The organism is Bacillus sp. FSL M7-0307, from assembly GCF_038627835.1.
GTDB lineage: Bacteria > Bacillota > Bacilli > Bacillales > Bacillaceae > Bacillus > Bacillus altitudinis.
The window spans coordinates 3280055-3296432 of record NZ_CP152023.1; the positions used below are offsets into that span (position 1 = coordinate 3280055).

Consider the following 16378-nt stretch of genomic DNA (forward strand, 5'->3'; position numbering starts at 1 on the left):
GGGCTTTTTCTTTATTTTTTGATTCTAACAGCCGTCTCATATTTATCCTTCCAATACGTACTTGTTTTCATATTGGTAATGACAACGCCATTTGAAACCGTCACATGAATGACTTGATTTGAACCAGCATAAATGGCTGGCATCAACGAAGTCCCTTTAAAAAAGACAAGATCTCCCGGCTTTAGTTCCGATCGTTTCACAGGTGTACCTGCTTTAACTTGACCCGGCGCATAGCGAGGCATCTCAATTCCAAGCACTGCTTGATAGATATACTGCGTGAATCCTGCTGTATCAAAGCCTTGCTTTGGGCTCGCACCACCTTTTACATAAGGTACTTCTCCAATATACGTAGCGGCTTTTGATACGACTGGGTCTTCTTTCGCTAGTTTCAGCTCAGTTAATCGTTTCGCACCTGTCCATTTCTCACGCCAATACGATTCAGACAAATAAGAAATCGTCACACTTTCCGAACGGCTCGCATGAATAAAGCGGTCTCCTCCGATGTACATGCCTACATGTGAAATTCCTTTTTTATACGTGTTGCTAAAAAAAACAAAATCTCCAGGGCGAATATCGTCTCGTGCCACTTTCTCTCCAACCATCCATTGCTGCTCAGCACTTCTTGGCAAATAAATCCCAAGTGATTTTTCAAATAAATATTGTAAAAAACCTGAACAATCGAATCCTACTTTTGGATCTGATGCCCCGAATACATAAGGGATTCCTAAATATTTCATCGCATCTTTCACCAGTTGATCATCCGACATCTCTTGGGAGACAGGCAGACGTTTGACCGCATAGAACCGATCGGTCCAATATTTACTTTTGCTGACATCTGTTTTCACCACCCCTTGACTGAGTGTGATGTGGATCACCTGATCATTTCCAGCGTACAAAGCAACATGTGTTGGGGTGTCTTTTGTTTCTTCAAGACTGCGAAAATAGACAAGGTCTCCGGGCTTCGCTTTTCCCCATGATACGCTTTCACCGATTTGGTATTGATCAATCACCTTTCGCGGCAAATCAAATGCACCTGTTGTTTTGTATACATATTGTATAAAGCCAGAAGCATCAAAGCCCGTTTTCGGATCGATTCCTCCTTTATGATAAGGCGTGCCTATCAGCGTTTCCGCTTGTTTTAAAGGAGATGTTGTTTGAGCAGACACCTCTGTTTGGGACATAAACATGAGTCCTACAATGGCACATCCTCCAAGCAGTATTCCTTTCCATTTCATCCTCTCTACCTCCTTTCTTTTATAGTTTCGACATGACCCCTTTCATTTTACACCTTTTTCCGTCAAAAAAGAGCACGCCTCGCGTGCTCTTTTCATCATCATTTTTTTATTTACTTGCTTCCGCTTTTGACTGCTTTTGCTGTTCAATTTTCTGCATTTCAACCGAGATCTTTTGTTTCTCATGATCGGTGAGGCTGTCACTAAATTTAAAAGCAGACATAAAGACAAAGACTAAAATTAACGCAACAAACGGCCAGCTTGCTTTAAGGAATTTCATTTTTTATCCTTCCCCTCGTTTTCTTTTAATGTTTGAACTTTATCAGAATGATCGACTTCAAAGAAAATATGTCCGTCTTTTTCTTTCCAATCCGCATTCGTGCCATTTGTTAGCATACGGATAATCGATTTTGATTCAAGAGATCCTGCTTTGACTGGAGCAGGTGTCGCTTCTTTGATGTACATTGGAACCACTTCAAATGTCGCTTTTCCATCTTCATTCAGATGATACTGAACAATGGCAGAATCACGTGTTCTTGACCAGCCTTGGTCAAAAATAAAGTTCCCCAAGCTATAGAAGATCGCTGTTCCGTTATAGACTTCCATCGGCTCAAGAACGTGCGGGTGTGCACCGATAATGATATCAGCACCAGCCTTTGACATCGCTCTTGCCAGCTCTCTTTGTCTGTCGTTTACTTCATTGTTATATTCCTGTCCCCAGTGCGCATGAACGACAACGATATCTGCCTTTTCAGCAGCTTGTGAAATCATCGGAATAAAGATAGATGGATCAGCTGGCAGAATACCTGCCTTGCGATTTGTTGCTTTAAAATCATTTCCATATACATCTGTAAAACCAAGGGTAGCGATTTTAACGCCATTCACTTCTTTGTATGAAATGTTCTGCTTCGCATCTTTGACGTTGCGCCCTGCCCCTGTATAATCCATGTCAGCTTTTTCAAAGGCATCAATCGTGTTATTTAAGCCTTTTTCACCGTAGTCTGCTGCATGGTTATTCGCAAAGTTTAGTACAGAGAAATTCAAATCCTTTAACGCTTGTACAGAATCTTCATCTGTTTTCAAATGAATATTCTTTTGTGCTGCCTGTTCCTTATCTGAAGCCACTGGATGCTCAAAATTCCCTGTTACATAATCTGATACATCAAAATACGGCTTCGCATAGCGGAACAGGTGCTGCTTTCCATAGCGGTCTGTTACTTTCTCTACATTTCTTCCAAACATAATATCTCCGACAAACGAAGCGGTCAGGATGTTTTCTGGATTCTTTTCTACAGTTGGCACTTGTGCTTTCCCGATAAATGTAAATAGAAATGTACAAGCAATGACAATCGGTAAAGCAATCAGTACGTGTTTATTCGTCTTTTTCTTTTGGTTCTTTGTGATTTTCAGCAGCTTTTCCTGAAAGCTCAATTTTTTATTCATCATTGGACACACCTTATCTTAAAATAGATAGTAAACATACATGATGGCAAATGTTGCACCACTTAGAAGTAATGTGCTTCCAAGGGTAATCGTAAGACCTTGCTTTTGAATCGTATTCGCAATCAATCCAGGCACGATGATTCCGATTCCGCGGAATTCTGCTATTTCAAACGGAACTACTGGATAGAAGAAATCAAATATGAGCTTTAAGGCAATCCCTGTAATCAGCATCGCCGCAAACTTTCTACGTCCGTACAAAATCATAAATTTCGATAGTCCAAAACGAACGATCACATATGTCAGCAAGCTGACAGATAAAACAACTAAAATGAAGACTGGCTGGTTAAAGACGAGCGCCAGATAACCTGGAACAACCAACCCAGCTGGTACGATTCCTGTTTTTTCTGCAAAAATTAAACTGAGTAGAACACCTAAAATTAACGAGATATAAAGATCTGATCCGAACATTTTCTATATTTCCTCCTAGCTGACAAGCTGCTTAATTTTGTATTCTTGAATTTTTTCGATTAAAGGTTCAGCGGCGCCGTGAATATTGCCGACTCCATAAACCACTCGATTATGAAGCTTTTTCTCAAGCATGTTCATAATTTGTTCTGTAGATTGATATTCAAGGTTGTGTAAGTGGTCAGCCGGAATTTTTCCATCCTCAAATGCCTTCACAATTGGATCTGTCGTTTCACCAATTAAGACAAGATCACTTGCTTCAATATAAGGAAGTACATCCTCCGCAAACTGGATCGTTCTATCTACACGATCCGCACGACAGTTCATGATAATAATCGGTTCATCTGTTGGATACCCAATTTCCTTCACACGCTTCCAAATGTTCAATGTAGATGCTGCGTCATTAGCCGCAAATCCATTTACAAAATGTCCAGGTGTTTTTGCGTCCATTAATGGAAGAATTCTCATCGCTCCTGGATCAGGCGGCGCATTTAACATGCCTCTAAATGCCGTATCTTCATCAATTCCCAATGCTTGTGCGACACCAAGTGCAAGTGAAGCATTATCCGGGAACACCATATACTCAAATTTCCGTAAATACTCATCGGTAATCTTGGAATTATCTGCAACAATCACTTCAGTATTGCGTTTTTTCGCAATCTCTTTAAAGAAATCTGTATATTCACTATCCGTAATAACCAAGTGCCCATTGTAAGGAATTGTCGCTGTAAAGGCTTCAGCTATTTCATCAAGAGTTGGCCCCATCACATCCATATGATCTTCAAGAACGTTTACGATCACGCCAATATTCGCTTGAAGCAGCTCTTCCTGAAAGATAATTTGGTAATCTGGATTCACCGCCATACATTCACTGACGATGGCATTTGCTCCTCTTTCAACGGTTTCTCTCATAACTTCTTTCTGCTCTCCGATATTTGGTCCTTGCGGTTTCCTTTTAATCGGTTTCTCTTCTGGCGTATCCCAATAAATCATTCTTGCATCCGTTCCTGTTGTTTTGCCGACAGTTTTATAACCTGCCTCCATTAAGATACCGGTTGTCAATCTTGTAACGGTAGACTTTCCGCGTATACCATTAATATTGACGCGTACCGGCAGGGCATCGATATTTTTCTGATGACGCTTCTTTTCAATAAAGCCAATCCCTAACATGATGACACAGGCTATAACGATTAACCACATCGCTTATCTACATCTCCTTTTTTTATGAGTGTGATATGTAAATTCAATCAACAGTATATAGGTTCAGCATAAAATCACAATCGGTATTATGTAACATAATCTTTCACTTCCTCGTATGCCAAATTCCTCTAAACAGAAGGCGTAATTGCCTATCTCACTCTCAAATGAAAAGGCCAAAAGACGGACAAAATGACGCCTGATTTTCTGCTTCAAACAAGAGAAAGCGTTACCATCAAACAGTGAAAAATCTTTTGTCCTTTTCTCCCTAAATTTTTCGACAATTATTAAGATGTATTTTGAATCAATGTTTTAAAGCCCTCTCATCTCTACGAAATCAGTCATATCAGTGCTTTAAATGAATAGTGCGTGTTTTAGAATATTTTATATTTTTAAATGAACAGGTTAGAAAGTCATCCTCATTGGTCAGAACGCTATGTGTTGACCTATGACAAAGGTCACCTATCAAAAAATCAAGTCATCTGCTTATTTATAGGTCACAAAAAATTGGGATAAGATGTCAAAAATTAATCATTTTGTTATAGACTCTCTTTACGATATTCGCTCCTTATGACCTAAACAATGAAACATTATTCATTTCTTTTTATCAAGATTCATCATTTCTTAACATTTTTAATGTGATTTTAGTTGAAAGTTGTCGGTGCGTGTCATGCTTTCCCCAAAGATGACGCATAAAATCATCTTCTCGGCTTACACTATGGTTAAAAAATCTGTGAGAGGAGGCTAAAGATGCCAAATACGAATGAGCAAACACGCTTACACTTTTTATCAGGCGGTTTTGAGGAAAAGATTCGGATTCTGAAAAAAGCATTTCAACAAAGCGCTGATTTTGAATACCGGGAATTGATGGTGAATGAAACGAAATCAGTGTTGTTTTTTATTAAAACAAGAGTGGATGAAAGTAAATTAAACAACTTCATTATTGGCAACTTGCTTGGCCCTCCTGGAAAGCAGGACTATGCAAAATCTCTTAGTTCACTCGAAACAGGTGACTTGACGCTGATTGTCGACAGCATTATTGCCGGAAGTATTGCCTTCCTTGATGAAAAATCTGCACAGATCAAAATATTTGCTGTTGGACAGCCGCCTCTGCGTTCCATTTCTGAACCTTCTTCTGAAAGTATTATTGCAGGCGCACATGATGGGTTTGTTGAGAGTTTAGATACCAATTTATATTTGCTGCGTTCACACTTAAATGATCGAAAACTTGCAATCCAGTATCATAAGGTCGGTACAAAATCTGAAACAAAGGTTGCGACGGTTTATATTTCTGATATTGCCAATCAAGAAAAGATAGATGAGGTTAACAAACGAATTTCTTCTATTAAAGTAGACACGCTGCTTAGCCCCGGTTCTATTGTAGAGGCGATTGAGGATGATTCGTATTCCATCTTCCCGCAGCTTATTGACACAGAACGACCTGACAAAGTGAGATCCGCCATTCTTGAAGGAAGAATTGTCGTCTTAATGGACGGCAGCCCAATGGCTATCATTCTGCCTATTACGTTCTTTAGTTTCTTTCAATCACCAGATGACTATAATAGCCGCTGGATTCCGGCTACATTTATTCGTATTCTTCGCTATGTTGCCTGTATCATCGCAGTGATTTTGCCTTCTTTTTATATTGCGGTCATTGGTTTTCATTATGAGGTGGTCCCGGATGAATTAGCGATTACGATGAAAAATTCCATCATCGGCATTCCTTTTCCGCCGTTAATTGAAGCAATGCTGATGGAAATTACGATTGAGCTCATACGAGAAGCAGGGGTGCGACTGCCAAAGCCAATTGGTCAGACGATTGGGATTGTAGGCGGTTTGGTGATTGGAGACGCTGTGGTAAAAGCTGGACTCATTTCGAATGTCCTTGTCATTGTTGTTGCCGTGACAGCTGTTGCATCCTTTGTCCTCCCATCCTTTGAAATGACGTCCACCATTCGTATGCTTCGTTTCCCTCTCATGTTTATGGCATCGATGTTTGGGTTTATTGGCATTTCATTCGGCCTGTCGATCGTATTGATGAATTTATGCCGCCTCGAATCACTAGGTGTCCCGTACTTATCACCAGTGGCTCCATTTAACTGGCAGGACTTAAAAGATACTGTGATCCGATTACCGATGTGGATGTACAAAAAGCGCCCTGTTTACTTAAATCCAAAAAAGAAAGAGCAAATTGAAAATTTGAGAGGATGGAAAAATAAAGATGAAAAATAAAATATCTCCACCTCAAGCTGTCTTTTTTATCATTCAATCTCAAATTGGTGTCGGTATTTTAGCTCTCCCCCATTTGCTGATGAAAGACATGGGACACGATGGGTGGATGGCGATTATCTTAGCCTGTTTTTTCATTCAAATCATTAACACCATTTTTATTTACATCATTCAGAAGTATCCTGATACATCATTTTTCCAAGCCTTAATTGAAGTGTTCGGAAAATGGATCGGCCGGACATTGGTGGCACTATATACGTTATACTTCGCCTCCGTCTGCATTGTTGTTTTATCCATTTTCACAAGAATTCTTGGCATTTGGGTGCTGCCGCTCACACCAAATTGGGTCATTAATCTATTACTGATGATCTCCATCATTTACATTGCAAAGGAGCAAATTACGGCGATTGTCAGGTTTAACTTCATTTTGACGCCCTTTTTGCTCATGCTGTCTCTCTTAATGCTCTATTCATTAAAAGGAACCAATATCGACTACCTCATGCCCTTTTTCCAAGTGGACGTTTCTCAAGTTTCACTCGGATTAAAGGACGTCGTTCTATCTATGAATGGGTTCGAGATGATCCTCATTATCTCTCCATTGATGAAAGGAACCATTAAGGAACGATATAAAGTCATGACCATTGCCAATATATGCACGACGCTTTACTACCTATTTATTACATTGATTTGTTTTATGTTCTTCAGTCCGATTGAGCTCAATATCATTCCCAACCCTGTTCTTTATTTGTTAAAAACCATTTCGTTCGGTGTGATTGAGCGAACAGACTTGATCTTTCTCAGTTTCTGGGTATTTATCATTCTTGCCACACTCAGCAATTACCTTTACTTTTGTGCGAATGGCGTGGCAAGTATTCTTAAGAAAAAAGAACACAAAAAATATGTCTTTTATTTTGCCATTTTGATCTATGCGGCTAGCTGTTACCTTGCAACCGATAATTTTAGAATTCAGCGTTTTAATGATTTTACCACCATCGCTCAATATTCATTTATTTACACACTCCCAATCTTTATGGCCATTATCATCTTTATCAAACATCGCAAAGGGAAGGTGAAATCACATGCGTCATAAGTACATACTGACGTTGCTCATGTGTGTTTCTCTCATATTCATGCCTGGCTGCTGGGATCAAAATTTATTAAAGAACATCTCTCTTGTGTTAACCTCCGCTGTTGATCAGGGAGAGGATGAAAATGCAAGATACTCGATTACTTATCGAAAGGTGCAGCAGTCTCAAAGTATGGAACAAGGAAATACAGGTAGCTTTTTAACCACTCTTCTCACAACTGAAGCCCCTACTTTAAGAAAAGCGAGAACCAACTTCAGCCGGATTGTGGATCAAAAAATAGACATGTCGAAAATGCGGGTGATGCTGATCGGTGATGAATTTGCCCAAAATCGTCTTCTGCCCTACTTAGATATGTTTTATCGTGATCCAAAAAGTCCCCTCCTCGCAAATCTTGCCGTTGTTCAAGGGGGGACCTGTGAAGAAGTGATTAACTCGCTGCTGAAGGAAAAACTCATTGTGAGTGACTATTTAAATAACTTGATCACAACCGCATCACGCTCCTCCCAAGTAGCACCTAAAAACATTCAAAGTATTCGATCTAAGATGCTCCAAACTGGAGAGGACTTCACACTGCCGTTAATCTATTTTGATCAATCGAAGAAATTAATTAGTGTAAAAGGGGTTGCTCTATTTGATAATGAGAAGAAGAAAGGCGAGTTGTACGGTCAAGACGCGATCTTGCTCACCGTCATGGACGGGAAAATGGGCAAGTATGCCAACTTCACAAAAAAAGTGAGAAGTGACATGAATTCAAAAGAAAACAATTACATCACCATCCAAGTCACTGATGTGAAGAGAGACATCGAGATTCTGAATCCTGATCATCGGAACTTAACATACTCACTCAAATTTGAATTTAATACTTCTGTCCTTGAGTACCCAAAAGATAATCTAGATACAGACAAAAAAATTGAAATGCTCAATAAAAGACTTTCAACCATCTTGACAAAAGAAGCAGAAAAAATTGTTGCTACATTACAAGAAGCAAATTCTGACGTCTTAAGCCTCGGCAGAAAATACCGGGTCAGACATTATGATGAGTATATGAAAATGAATTGGGTCACCGATTATCCAAAAGTGAAAATCATTCCAAAAATCAAAGTAAACATTACACAAACAGGCATTATTAGTTAAGAAAAGGAAGACGTCCTCTTTCTTTTCTTTTTTTATTTTTTTAAGATTGTCTTTTTAATGCTTTCGTGATAATCTATCTGTGTAAACGGTTACACATTGACGAAGGGAGGCACTCCATTGGCTACAATTAAAGATGTTGCAAAAGCTGCTCAAGTATCTGTTGCGACTGTTTCACGCGTGCTCAACGATACTGGATACGTCCATATTGATACGAAAACCCGTGTGACACAAGCGATGCAGGAGCTGAACTACTTCCCCAATGAAGTGGCACGATCCCTTTTTAAAAGAGAATCAAGATTAGTTGGTCTCATCTTACCTGATATCACAAACCCCTTCTTCCCTCAGCTGGCTAGAGGCGTTGAGGATGAGATTCATGCACACGGCTTTCGGTTATTATTCGGAAACAGTGATGAAGATCGGGAGAAGGAAATGGCCTATTTACAAACCTTTAAGCAAAACCAGGTGGTCGGTGTCATCGCTGTCACAAACGAACCTGAATCGGATTTGTACAATGATGATGAACTGCCTGTTGTCTTCTTAGATCGTACCGTTCCAAATGCGCCTTCTGTGTTTGCAGATGCTACGGCAGGCGGGAAAATGGCTGCAATGGAATTAATCAAACGCGGCAGTCAGCAGATCACATTGCTAAAAGGGCCCGCTCATCTTCAAACGGCGCGGCAAAGATTCAAAGGCGCACTTGATGTTCTGACTGAAGAAGGTGTTAACTTTCATGTGATGTCTAACGCTTCTTTTTCTTTTCAGGAAGCCCGAAAAAGCGCCAAGGCTCTTTTCAAGCTGTACCCTGAAACAGATGGCATCATTGCCAGCAATGACATCGTCGCAGCAGCCGTCGTACACGAAGCGCTTCGAATTGGAAAAGCCATTCCAAAAGACGTCCAAATCATTGGATTTGATGATATTCCGCAAAGCGAACTGCTCTTCCCTTCTTTATCAACGATTCGGCAGCCTGCCTATGATATGGGGAAAGAAGCCGCAAAGCTGATCATTAAAGCCATTCAAAAACAGCCAATAGATCAAGCAGTTATTCAAATGCCCGTCTCTTTTATTGAACGAGAGACCACAAGAAAGGTGGATTCACAATGAGTCAAATAGTTGTCGTAGGAAGTTGTTCCATGGATCTAGTTGTCACATCGAATAAGCGTCCAAATGCAGGAGAAACCGTCCTAGGCGAATCATTTAAAACGGTTCCTGGAGGAAAAGGAGCCAATCAAGCAGTGGCCAGCGCAAGGCTCGGTGCGGATGTATATATGATTGGCCGGGTTGGGGATGACGCGTATGGTCAGGACATTATGCGCAATTTGCAAACACAAGGTGTTCGCACCACTTATATGAAACCGGTTACCGAAATGGAAAGCGGAACAGCTCATATCATTTTAGCTGAAGGAGATAACAGCATTGTTGTCGTCAAAGGAGCAAACAATGAGGTAACACCTCACTATGTAAAAGATGCTCTTTCTTCTATTGAAGATATCGGAATCGTCCTTATCCAGCAGGAAATTCCTGAAGAAACAGTCGAAGCCGTCTGCGCCATTTGCAGCGAAAAAGGGATTCCAGTCATCTTAAATCCCGCACCAGCTCGCAAAGTCTCTCAGCAAATATTAGATCAAGCTGCCTATATTACGCCAAACGAACACGAAGCAGCTCTTATGTTTGATGGACTCACCATAGCAGAAGCTTTGCGACAATATCCAAACAAATTGCTCATTACAGAAGGAAAAAGTGGTGTTCGTTACTTTGACGGAACAAAAGAAGTGTTGGTGCCGGGCTATCCTGTGAAAGCCGTCGACACAACAGGGGCTGGGGATACTTTTAACGGCGCTCTAGCTGTAGCACTAACAGAAGGAAAATCCCTATACGACGCACTTGCCTTTGCCAACTTAGCCGCATCTATCTCAGTCACAAAATTTGGCGCCCAAGGCGGCATGCCATCAAGAGAAGAATTGGAGAATAAGAAATGAAGAAAAATGGTATTTTAAATAGTCATATCGCCAAGGTGCTTGCTGACCTCGGTCATACAGATACAATTGTCATCGCAGACTGTGGCCTGCCCATTCCAGAAGGCCCGGTCAAGATCGACCTTGCATTATCCATTGGCACACCATCCTTTCAGGAGGTTACTTCCCTCCTTCTTGAGGAAATGGCCGTTGAACACATCACGATCGCCAGTGAAATCAAAGAAGCCAATGAGAGAGATTATTTATTTCTAAAGAAAGCGTTCTCACATCCGTTAGATGAAGTCGATCACGAGACGTTCAAAGACATGACCAAACAGGCAAAAGCAGTGATTCGAACGGGTGAAGCCACCCCATACGCAAACTGCATTCTTCATGCCGGTGTCATCTTTTAAAAGGAGGAGCCACTTATGAACATTGAAATGCATAACATCCATAAGGCCTTTGGAAAAAACACCGTTCTCGCCGGGGTCTCCTTTGACCTTGTCACAGGTGAAGTCCACGCACTTATGGGTGAAAACGGGGCAGGAAAATCAACGTTAATGAATCTGCTGACAGGACTCTATTCGCTGGATCAAGGAACGATTCAAATCGACGGAAAAGAAATCGCTTTCAAGAATCCGAAAGAAGCCGAGCAGAACGGGATTGCCTTCATTCATCAGGAGCTGAATATATGGCCTGATATGACGGTACTAGAGAATTTATTTATCGGGAAAGAAATCTATACAAAACTTGGTCTCCTAGACACCAAGAAAATGAAAACCCTCGCCCAAGCGCAGCTCGACCGATTGTCTGTCAACCTCTCGCTCGATCAAGAGGCAGGAAGCTGTTCTGTCGGACAAAAGCAGATGATTGAGATTGCGAAAGCGTTAATGACCGATGCGAAGGTCATCATTATGGATGAACCAACGGCCGCTCTCACAGACCGTGAGATTGAAAAGCTATTTCAGGTCATTGAATCACTCAAAAAAGAAGGCGTTTCCATCGTCTACATTTCTCACCGGATGGAAGAAATCTTTGCCATCTGTGACCGGATTACCATCATGCGTGACGGAAAAACGGTCGATACGAAAGCGATACCAGACACGAATTTCCATGAAGTCGTCAAAAAAATGGTCGGCCGCGAATTAACCGATCGTTACCCTGAGCGCACACCTTCTACTGGTGATATCGTCCTAGAGGTGAAGCAAGCAACGAGGAAAGGCCGCTTTCAAGATGTCAGTTTTTCCGTCAAAGCTGGGGAAATTGTCGGTGTTGCAGGCTTAATGGGCGCTGGCCGGACGGAAATGATGCGGTCGCTCTTTGGACTCGATCCCCTGGATCAAGGAGAAATTTGGGTTCATGGGAAAAAGGCTGTCATTAAAAAACCAAGTGATGCGGTCAAGCTTGGCATCGGTTTTATTACGGAGGATCGCAAAGATGAAGGACTGATGCTAGATGCATCCATTCGGGAAAACATCGGGTTACCTAACTTAGACAGCTTCTCTCCAAAGGGGCTGATTGATAAGAAAAACGAACAGGATTTTGTTGACCTGCTCATCAAACGACTCACGATCAAAACCGCTTCATCTGAAATTTCTGCACGCAGCCTGTCCGGTGGAAATCAGCAAAAAGTCGTCATCGCCAAATGGATCGGCATTCAGCCGAAGGTACTGATTTTAGATGAACCAACAAGAGGTGTCGACGTCGGGGCGAAACGAGAAATTTATCAGCTCATGAACGAGCTGACAGATCGAGGTGTTGCCATTTTGATGGTCTCCTCTGAGCTCCCAGAAGTTCTTGGGATGAGCGATCGAGTGCTTGTCATCCATGAAGGAACCATCAGCGGAGAATTAAGTAAAACAGAAGCTACACAAGAACGAATTATGACACTAGCTACAGGAGGGAAGTAACATGAAACCACTTACTTCAAATGGACGATTTGATCACATCATGCAAAAGCTTGGGCCATTCTTAGGACTCATCATCCTTGTCGCCATTGTTTCTATCTTAAATCCGGCCTTTTTAGAACCATTAAACATTTTAAACTTACTGAGACAAATCTCCATTAACGCCCTCATTGCCTTTGGCATGACGTTTGTTATTTTAACCGGAGGAATTGATTTGTCTGTCGGTGCCATTCTAGCGCTGTCTAGTGCTCTGACTGCCGGCTTTATTGTATCTGGTTTGGACCCGATTCTTGCCATCATTGTTGGATGTATCATCGGTGCCATCCTTGGAATGATCAACGGTCTTTTAATCACAAAAGGAAAAATGGCTCCTTTTATCGCAACACTTGCGACGATGACGATTTTCAGAGGATTGACGCTTGTTTATACAGACGGAAACCCAATTACAGGGCTTGGCTCTAACTATGCATTTCAGCTATTTGGCCGTGGATATTTCTTAGGAATTCCTGTTCCAGCGATCACCATGCTTCTCACCTTTATCGTACTTTGGGTCTTGCTTCATAAAACACCTTTTGGCAGAAGAACGTATGCCATTGGCGGAAATGAAAAAGCAGCCCTCATCTCAGGCATTAAAGTACCACGCGTCAAAATCATGATTTACTCATTAGCAGGCTTTATGTCTGCTTTAGCAGGTGCGATCTTAACATCTCGTCTCAACTCAGCACAGCCAACAGCCGGTACGTCGTATGAACTTGATGCAATTGCTGCCGTTGTACTTGGCGGGACAAGCCTATCCGGCGGAAGAGGACGAATTGTCGGCACACTCATCGGGGTGCTCATTATTGGTGTCTTGAACAATGGTATGAACTTACTTGGTGTTTCATCATTCTATCAGTCTGTTGTGAAAGGGATTGTCATCTTGATTGCAGTCCTACTCGACAGAAAGAAATCTGCTTAAGGAGGCAGCTGCTATGAAAAAATATGTAATCCTGATCGTGACTCTCTCATTATTCATGCTCTCTGCCTGCTCGCTTGAACCGCCAGAGTGGGCCAAATCAACAAAGGATGGCAAGAAAAAAGACATTAAAATCGGACTGTCGATCTCGACTTTAAATAACCCATTCTTCGTTTCTCTTAAAAACGGCGTGACAAAAGAAGCGAAAAAGCTTGGCATCGAAGTTGTCATTGCCGATGCACAAAATGATTCAGCGAAACAAACGAGTGATGTAGAAGATTTAATTCAACAAGGGGTTGATGCATTACTCATTAACCCAGCCGATTCCTCTGCCATATCAACGGCTGTCGAATCTGCGAATGCTTCAGACATACCGGTCATCACATTAGACCGCTCCGCAGAAAGCGGAAAGGTTGAAGCGCTCGTTGCTTCCGATAACATCAAAGGCGGCGAAATGGCCGCTAACTTTATCATCGACAAGGTTGGTAAAGGCGCAAAAGTGGCTGAACTAGAAGGTGTACCAGGTGCTTCTGCGACACGTGAACGAGGAAAAGGTTTCCATCAAATTGCAGACAAAAAGTTAGATGTCACAGCAAAACAAGCCGCTGACTTCGACCGGACAAAAGGGCTCAACGTGATGGAAAACCTTCTTCAAGGAAACCCTGACATCAAAGCCGTTTTTGCCCACAATGATGAAATGGCGCTTGGCGCACTAGAGGCCATCCAAAGCTCTGGAAAAGACATTCTTGTCGTCGGTTTTGACGGTAACGAAGATGCACTCAACTCGATCAAAGCAGGAAAACTATCTGCAACAGTCGCACAGCAGCCAGAGCTGATCGGTCAACTGGCAGTCGGCGCTGCTGACGATGTATTAAAAGGCAAAAAGGTAGAAAAAAATATCGCCGCACCATTGAAACTAGAACAAAAGAAATAAACACTAAACCCCCGATAGCCTCGGGGGTTTTAGATTGTAGACAAAGTGCTGAAATGAACTTTATTTTAGCACTTTTTTTTCTTTTCAGCGTAATAGAAAACCTTTGCAGTCTAGGAAGACGAGCACCGGAGCAGAGCGAATTTGACATTCGTGAGCACCGAAGCGCAGGACTGACAAAGAAGCGAGGGTTTGTCTACACGCTGGACCCCCGATAGCCTCGGGGGTTTTAGATGTTATTCCGGCCTCTTCAGTACAAATGGCGTGCCTAAATGGGCATAATCATTACCTGCTAGGCGCGCGACTGGCTTTAATTCATTCGTAAAAATATATCCTTTTTCCGCATCATAGACAGACTCATCTAAATGCGCACACACCACCCGGCCAATGATATGATCGACTGTGATCTCCCCTTCATCATTTTGAAAGATCAGATGTTTTTCCAGCTGACATTCAAAACGAATGCGTGCTTCCTTGATTCCTGGCACTGACACCACGCTGCTCTTCACTTGATGAAGACCGGTACGAGTCAGCTCACTCTCTTCCTCTGGCAAAGTAGCAGCTGTTTCATTAATATCTTCAATCATCGCTTCATCACTCACATGGACAACAAATTCTTCCCTGTCGATGATATGTTTTGCTGTATCTTTCATCTCTCCTTGACGACGTCCAATAGAAACAGCGATCAGCGGAGGATGACCGCTGATGACATTAAAGAAACTAAATGGTGCAGCATTGACGACTTCTTCTTTAGAAAGGCTTGTAATAAATGCAATGGGTCTTGGAACGACGGAACCAGATAATACTTTATATGCTTCTTTTCGTGACAACTGATCCATTTGTAATGTAATCACTTCAGACATGCCTCCTCTTGTATGTAACGACATCATACCATACCCCGTTCTCTCTTCCCTTATTCCGGCTCAGCACGATGGAGAATATGATGGACAAGATGAAACAATGCCGGATTATGATTTTCTCGTCTATAAGAAATGGTCCATTCCGCGAGTAGCTGCTCACCTTCAATTGACCGATACACCACATCTAAATTAAATAAACGCCGGGCCGATGTTGGAATGATAGCAATTCCGATTCCCGCTGTGACAAGACCAATGACCATTTGATATTCTGCTGCTTCCTGCACGATATTGGGTGAAAATCCGTACTTTTCACAAAGTAGGACAAAATGCTGATAAAGGGACGGCCATGATTCCTTTGATAAAGAAATAATCGGCTCATCACGAATATCTTCAATCGTGACCGCTTCTTTTTCCGCCAGCGGATGGTTTTTCGGAATCGCAAAAATACATTCACTTTGCTTCATTAAACGACTGACCAATTCTTCTTGCGGTGATGTAGGATGCAAAAAACCAATATCAATCTCACCATTCAAAAGCGCCTCAAGCTGCTGCGGGACAGAGAGCTGTTGCAGCTCAATACTGACAGAGGGGTACAGCTCTCTGAATTCACGGACAACTGGCGGCAGAATATCATATGTCGCTGTACCAACGAAACCGATGATAATCTTCCCAAGCTCCCCTCTTGCCGTATGCCGGGCATGATCAACGGCTTTATCAAGCTGATGCAGCACCCCCCGGACCTCATGTAAAAAAACCTTTCCAGCAGCTGTTAACTCCACCACCCGTTTAGACCGGTGAAACAAAGGAAATCCCAATTCTTCCTCAAACTGCTTAATTTGCTGACTAAGTGGAGGCTGTGTCATGTTCAATCGTGCGGCCGCTCTGCCGAAATGCAGCTCCTCCGCGACTGTGACAAAATACTGCAAATGTCTCAGTTCCATCCTTTCACTCCTCAAACACTTATTCGTGAAACATATTAAAA

Annotated in this window: 16 protein-coding genes; 9 read left to right on the top strand and 7 right to left on the bottom strand. The window is 42.1% G+C overall.

The features are described 5' to 3' along the window. Nucleotides 1-11 precede the first annotated feature (11 nt). The 5 genes from MHI41_RS16770 to pgsB all read right to left on the bottom strand — a co-directional run bounded on the left by MHI41_RS16770 (nucleotide 12) and on the right by pgsB (nucleotide 4340). Nucleotides 12-1235, bottom strand: coding sequence for a C40 family peptidase (locus MHI41_RS16770; protein ID WP_342494333.1), 1224 nt, complete (start codon nucleotides 1233-1235; stop codon nucleotides 12-14). A 106-nt stretch (nucleotides 1236-1341) separates the two neighbouring features. Beyond that, nucleotides 1342-1512, bottom strand: a complete 171-nt coding sequence (locus MHI41_RS16775; RefSeq protein WP_008343253.1) for a hypothetical protein — start codon at nucleotides 1510-1512, stop codon at nucleotides 1342-1344. Next, nucleotides 1509-2675, bottom strand: coding sequence for a CapA family protein (locus tag MHI41_RS16780; RefSeq protein WP_342494334.1), 1167 nt, complete (start codon nucleotides 2673-2675; stop codon nucleotides 1509-1511). The genes MHI41_RS16775 and MHI41_RS16780 overlap by 4 nt, the downstream gene beginning before the upstream one ends. Nucleotides 2676-2693: 18 nt before the next feature. Further along, nucleotides 2694-3143, bottom strand: a complete 450-nt coding sequence (gene pgsC, locus MHI41_RS16785; protein ID WP_007497520.1) for a poly-gamma-glutamate biosynthesis protein PgsC — start codon at nucleotides 3141-3143, stop codon at nucleotides 2694-2696. A gap of 15 nt (nucleotides 3144-3158) precedes the next feature. Beyond that, nucleotides 3159-4340, bottom strand: coding sequence for a poly-gamma-glutamate synthase PgsB (pgsB, locus tag MHI41_RS16790; RefSeq protein ID WP_007497522.1), 1182 nt, complete (start codon nucleotides 4338-4340; stop codon nucleotides 3159-3161). Between the two features lie 747 nt (nucleotides 4341-5087). Here pgsB and MHI41_RS16795 point away from each other — a divergent pair. The 9 genes from MHI41_RS16795 (at nucleotide 5088) to rbsB (ending at nucleotide 14539) form a co-directional block, all read left to right on the top strand. Beyond that, entirely contained in the window at nucleotides 5088-6569 is a 1482-nt protein-coding gene (locus tag MHI41_RS16795; RefSeq protein WP_008343262.1) for a spore germination protein, read from the top strand. Further along, nucleotides 6559-7656, top strand: coding sequence for an endospore germination permease (locus MHI41_RS16800; protein WP_035702259.1), 1098 nt, complete (start codon nucleotides 6559-6561; stop codon nucleotides 7654-7656). Before MHI41_RS16795 ends, MHI41_RS16800 begins: the two co-directional genes overlap by 11 nt. Next, nucleotides 7646-8788, top strand: a complete 1143-nt coding sequence (locus tag MHI41_RS16805) for a Ger(x)C family spore germination protein (protein ID WP_058213526.1) — start codon at nucleotides 7646-7648, stop codon at nucleotides 8786-8788. The genes MHI41_RS16800 and MHI41_RS16805 overlap by 11 nt, the downstream gene beginning before the upstream one ends. Before the next feature lie 117 nt (nucleotides 8789-8905). After that, on the top strand, nucleotides 8906-9892 hold the full coding sequence (locus tag MHI41_RS16810; protein ID WP_058213525.1) for a LacI family DNA-binding transcriptional regulator: 987 nt from the start codon (nucleotides 8906-8908) through the stop codon (nucleotides 9890-9892). After that, nucleotides 9889-10767, top strand: a complete 879-nt coding sequence (gene rbsK, locus MHI41_RS16815) for a ribokinase (protein ID WP_342494335.1) — start codon at nucleotides 9889-9891, stop codon at nucleotides 10765-10767. Before MHI41_RS16810 ends, rbsK begins: the two co-directional genes overlap by 4 nt. Continuing rightward, nucleotides 10764-11156 (top strand): D-ribose pyranase, encoded by a 393-nt coding sequence (rbsD, locus tag MHI41_RS16820; RefSeq protein ID WP_342494336.1) that lies wholly within the window; start codon nucleotides 10764-10766, stop codon nucleotides 11154-11156. The genes rbsK and rbsD overlap by 4 nt, the downstream gene beginning before the upstream one ends. A gap of 15 nt (nucleotides 11157-11171) precedes the next feature. Then, nucleotides 11172-12653 (top strand): sugar ABC transporter ATP-binding protein, encoded by a 1482-nt coding sequence (locus MHI41_RS16825; RefSeq protein ID WP_342494337.1) that lies wholly within the window; start codon nucleotides 11172-11174, stop codon nucleotides 12651-12653. A 1-nt stretch (nucleotide 12654) separates the two neighbouring features. Beyond that, entirely contained in the window at nucleotides 12655-13608 is a 954-nt protein-coding gene (rbsC, locus tag MHI41_RS16830) for a ribose ABC transporter permease RbsC (RefSeq protein ID WP_008343271.1), read from the top strand. A gap of 13 nt (nucleotides 13609-13621) precedes the next feature. Then, nucleotides 13622-14539: a ribose ABC transporter substrate-binding protein RbsB gene (rbsB, locus tag MHI41_RS16835; RefSeq protein WP_017368181.1), complete on the top strand. Its 918-nt coding sequence runs from the start codon at nucleotides 13622-13624 to the stop codon at nucleotides 14537-14539. 233 nt (nucleotides 14540-14772) lie between these two features. Here rbsB and MHI41_RS16840 read toward each other — a convergent pair whose 3' ends face one another. Both MHI41_RS16840 and alsR read right to left on the bottom strand, forming a co-directional pair. Beyond that, the gene (locus MHI41_RS16840; RefSeq protein ID WP_282833341.1) at nucleotides 14773-15390 is read right to left on the bottom strand and encodes a flavin reductase family protein; all 618 of its coding nucleotides are present in this window, start codon (nucleotides 15388-15390) and stop codon (nucleotides 14773-14775) included. Nucleotides 15391-15449: 59 nt separating this feature from the next. Beyond that, the gene (gene alsR / locus MHI41_RS16845; RefSeq protein WP_008343276.1) at nucleotides 15450-16337 is read right to left on the bottom strand and encodes an acetoin biosynthesis transcriptional regulator AlsR; all 888 of its coding nucleotides are present in this window, start codon (nucleotides 16335-16337) and stop codon (nucleotides 15450-15452) included. Nucleotides 16338-16378 lie beyond the last annotated feature (41 nt).

Excerpts from the sequence above, each read along its gene's own strand:
- MHI41_RS16780 (WP_342494334.1), bottom strand. The coding sequence starts at position 2,675 with ATGAATAAAAAATTGAGCTTTCAGGAAAAGCTGCTGAAAATCACAAAG.
- rbsC (WP_008343271.1), top strand. The coding sequence starts at position 12,655 with ATGAAACCACTTACTTCAAATGGACGATTTGATCACATCATGCAAAAG.
- pgsB (WP_007497522.1), bottom strand. The coding sequence starts at position 4,340 with ATGTGGTTAATCGTTATAGCCTGTGTCATCATGTTAGGGATTGGCTTT.
- MHI41_RS16770 (WP_342494333.1), bottom strand. The coding sequence starts at position 1,235 with ATGAAATGGAAAGGAATACTGCTTGGAGGATGTGCCATTGTAGGACTC.
- MHI41_RS16775 (WP_008343253.1), bottom strand. The coding sequence starts at position 1,512 with ATGAAATTCCTTAAAGCAAGCTGGCCGTTTGTTGCGTTAATTTTAGTC.
- alsR (WP_008343276.1), bottom strand. The coding sequence starts at position 16,337 with ATGGAACTGAGACATTTGCAGTATTTTGTCACAGTCGCGGAGGAGCTG.
- MHI41_RS16805 (WP_058213526.1), top strand. The coding sequence starts at position 7,646 with ATGCGTCATAAGTACATACTGACGTTGCTCATGTGTGTTTCTCTCATA.
- MHI41_RS16825 (WP_342494337.1), top strand. The coding sequence starts at position 11,172 with ATGAACATTGAAATGCATAACATCCATAAGGCCTTTGGAAAAAACACC.
- rbsB (WP_017368181.1), top strand. The coding sequence starts at position 13,622 with ATGAAAAAATATGTAATCCTGATCGTGACTCTCTCATTATTCATGCTC.
- pgsC (WP_007497520.1), bottom strand. The coding sequence starts at position 3,143 with ATGTTCGGATCAGATCTTTATATCTCGTTAATTTTAGGTGTTCTACTC.
- rbsK (WP_342494335.1), top strand. The coding sequence starts at position 9,889 with ATGAGTCAAATAGTTGTCGTAGGAAGTTGTTCCATGGATCTAGTTGTC.
- MHI41_RS16795 (WP_008343262.1), top strand. The coding sequence starts at position 5,088 with ATGCCAAATACGAATGAGCAAACACGCTTACACTTTTTATCAGGCGGT.
- MHI41_RS16800 (WP_035702259.1), top strand. The coding sequence starts at position 6,559 with ATGAAAAATAAAATATCTCCACCTCAAGCTGTCTTTTTTATCATTCAA.
- rbsD (WP_342494336.1), top strand. The coding sequence starts at position 10,764 with ATGAAGAAAAATGGTATTTTAAATAGTCATATCGCCAAGGTGCTTGCT.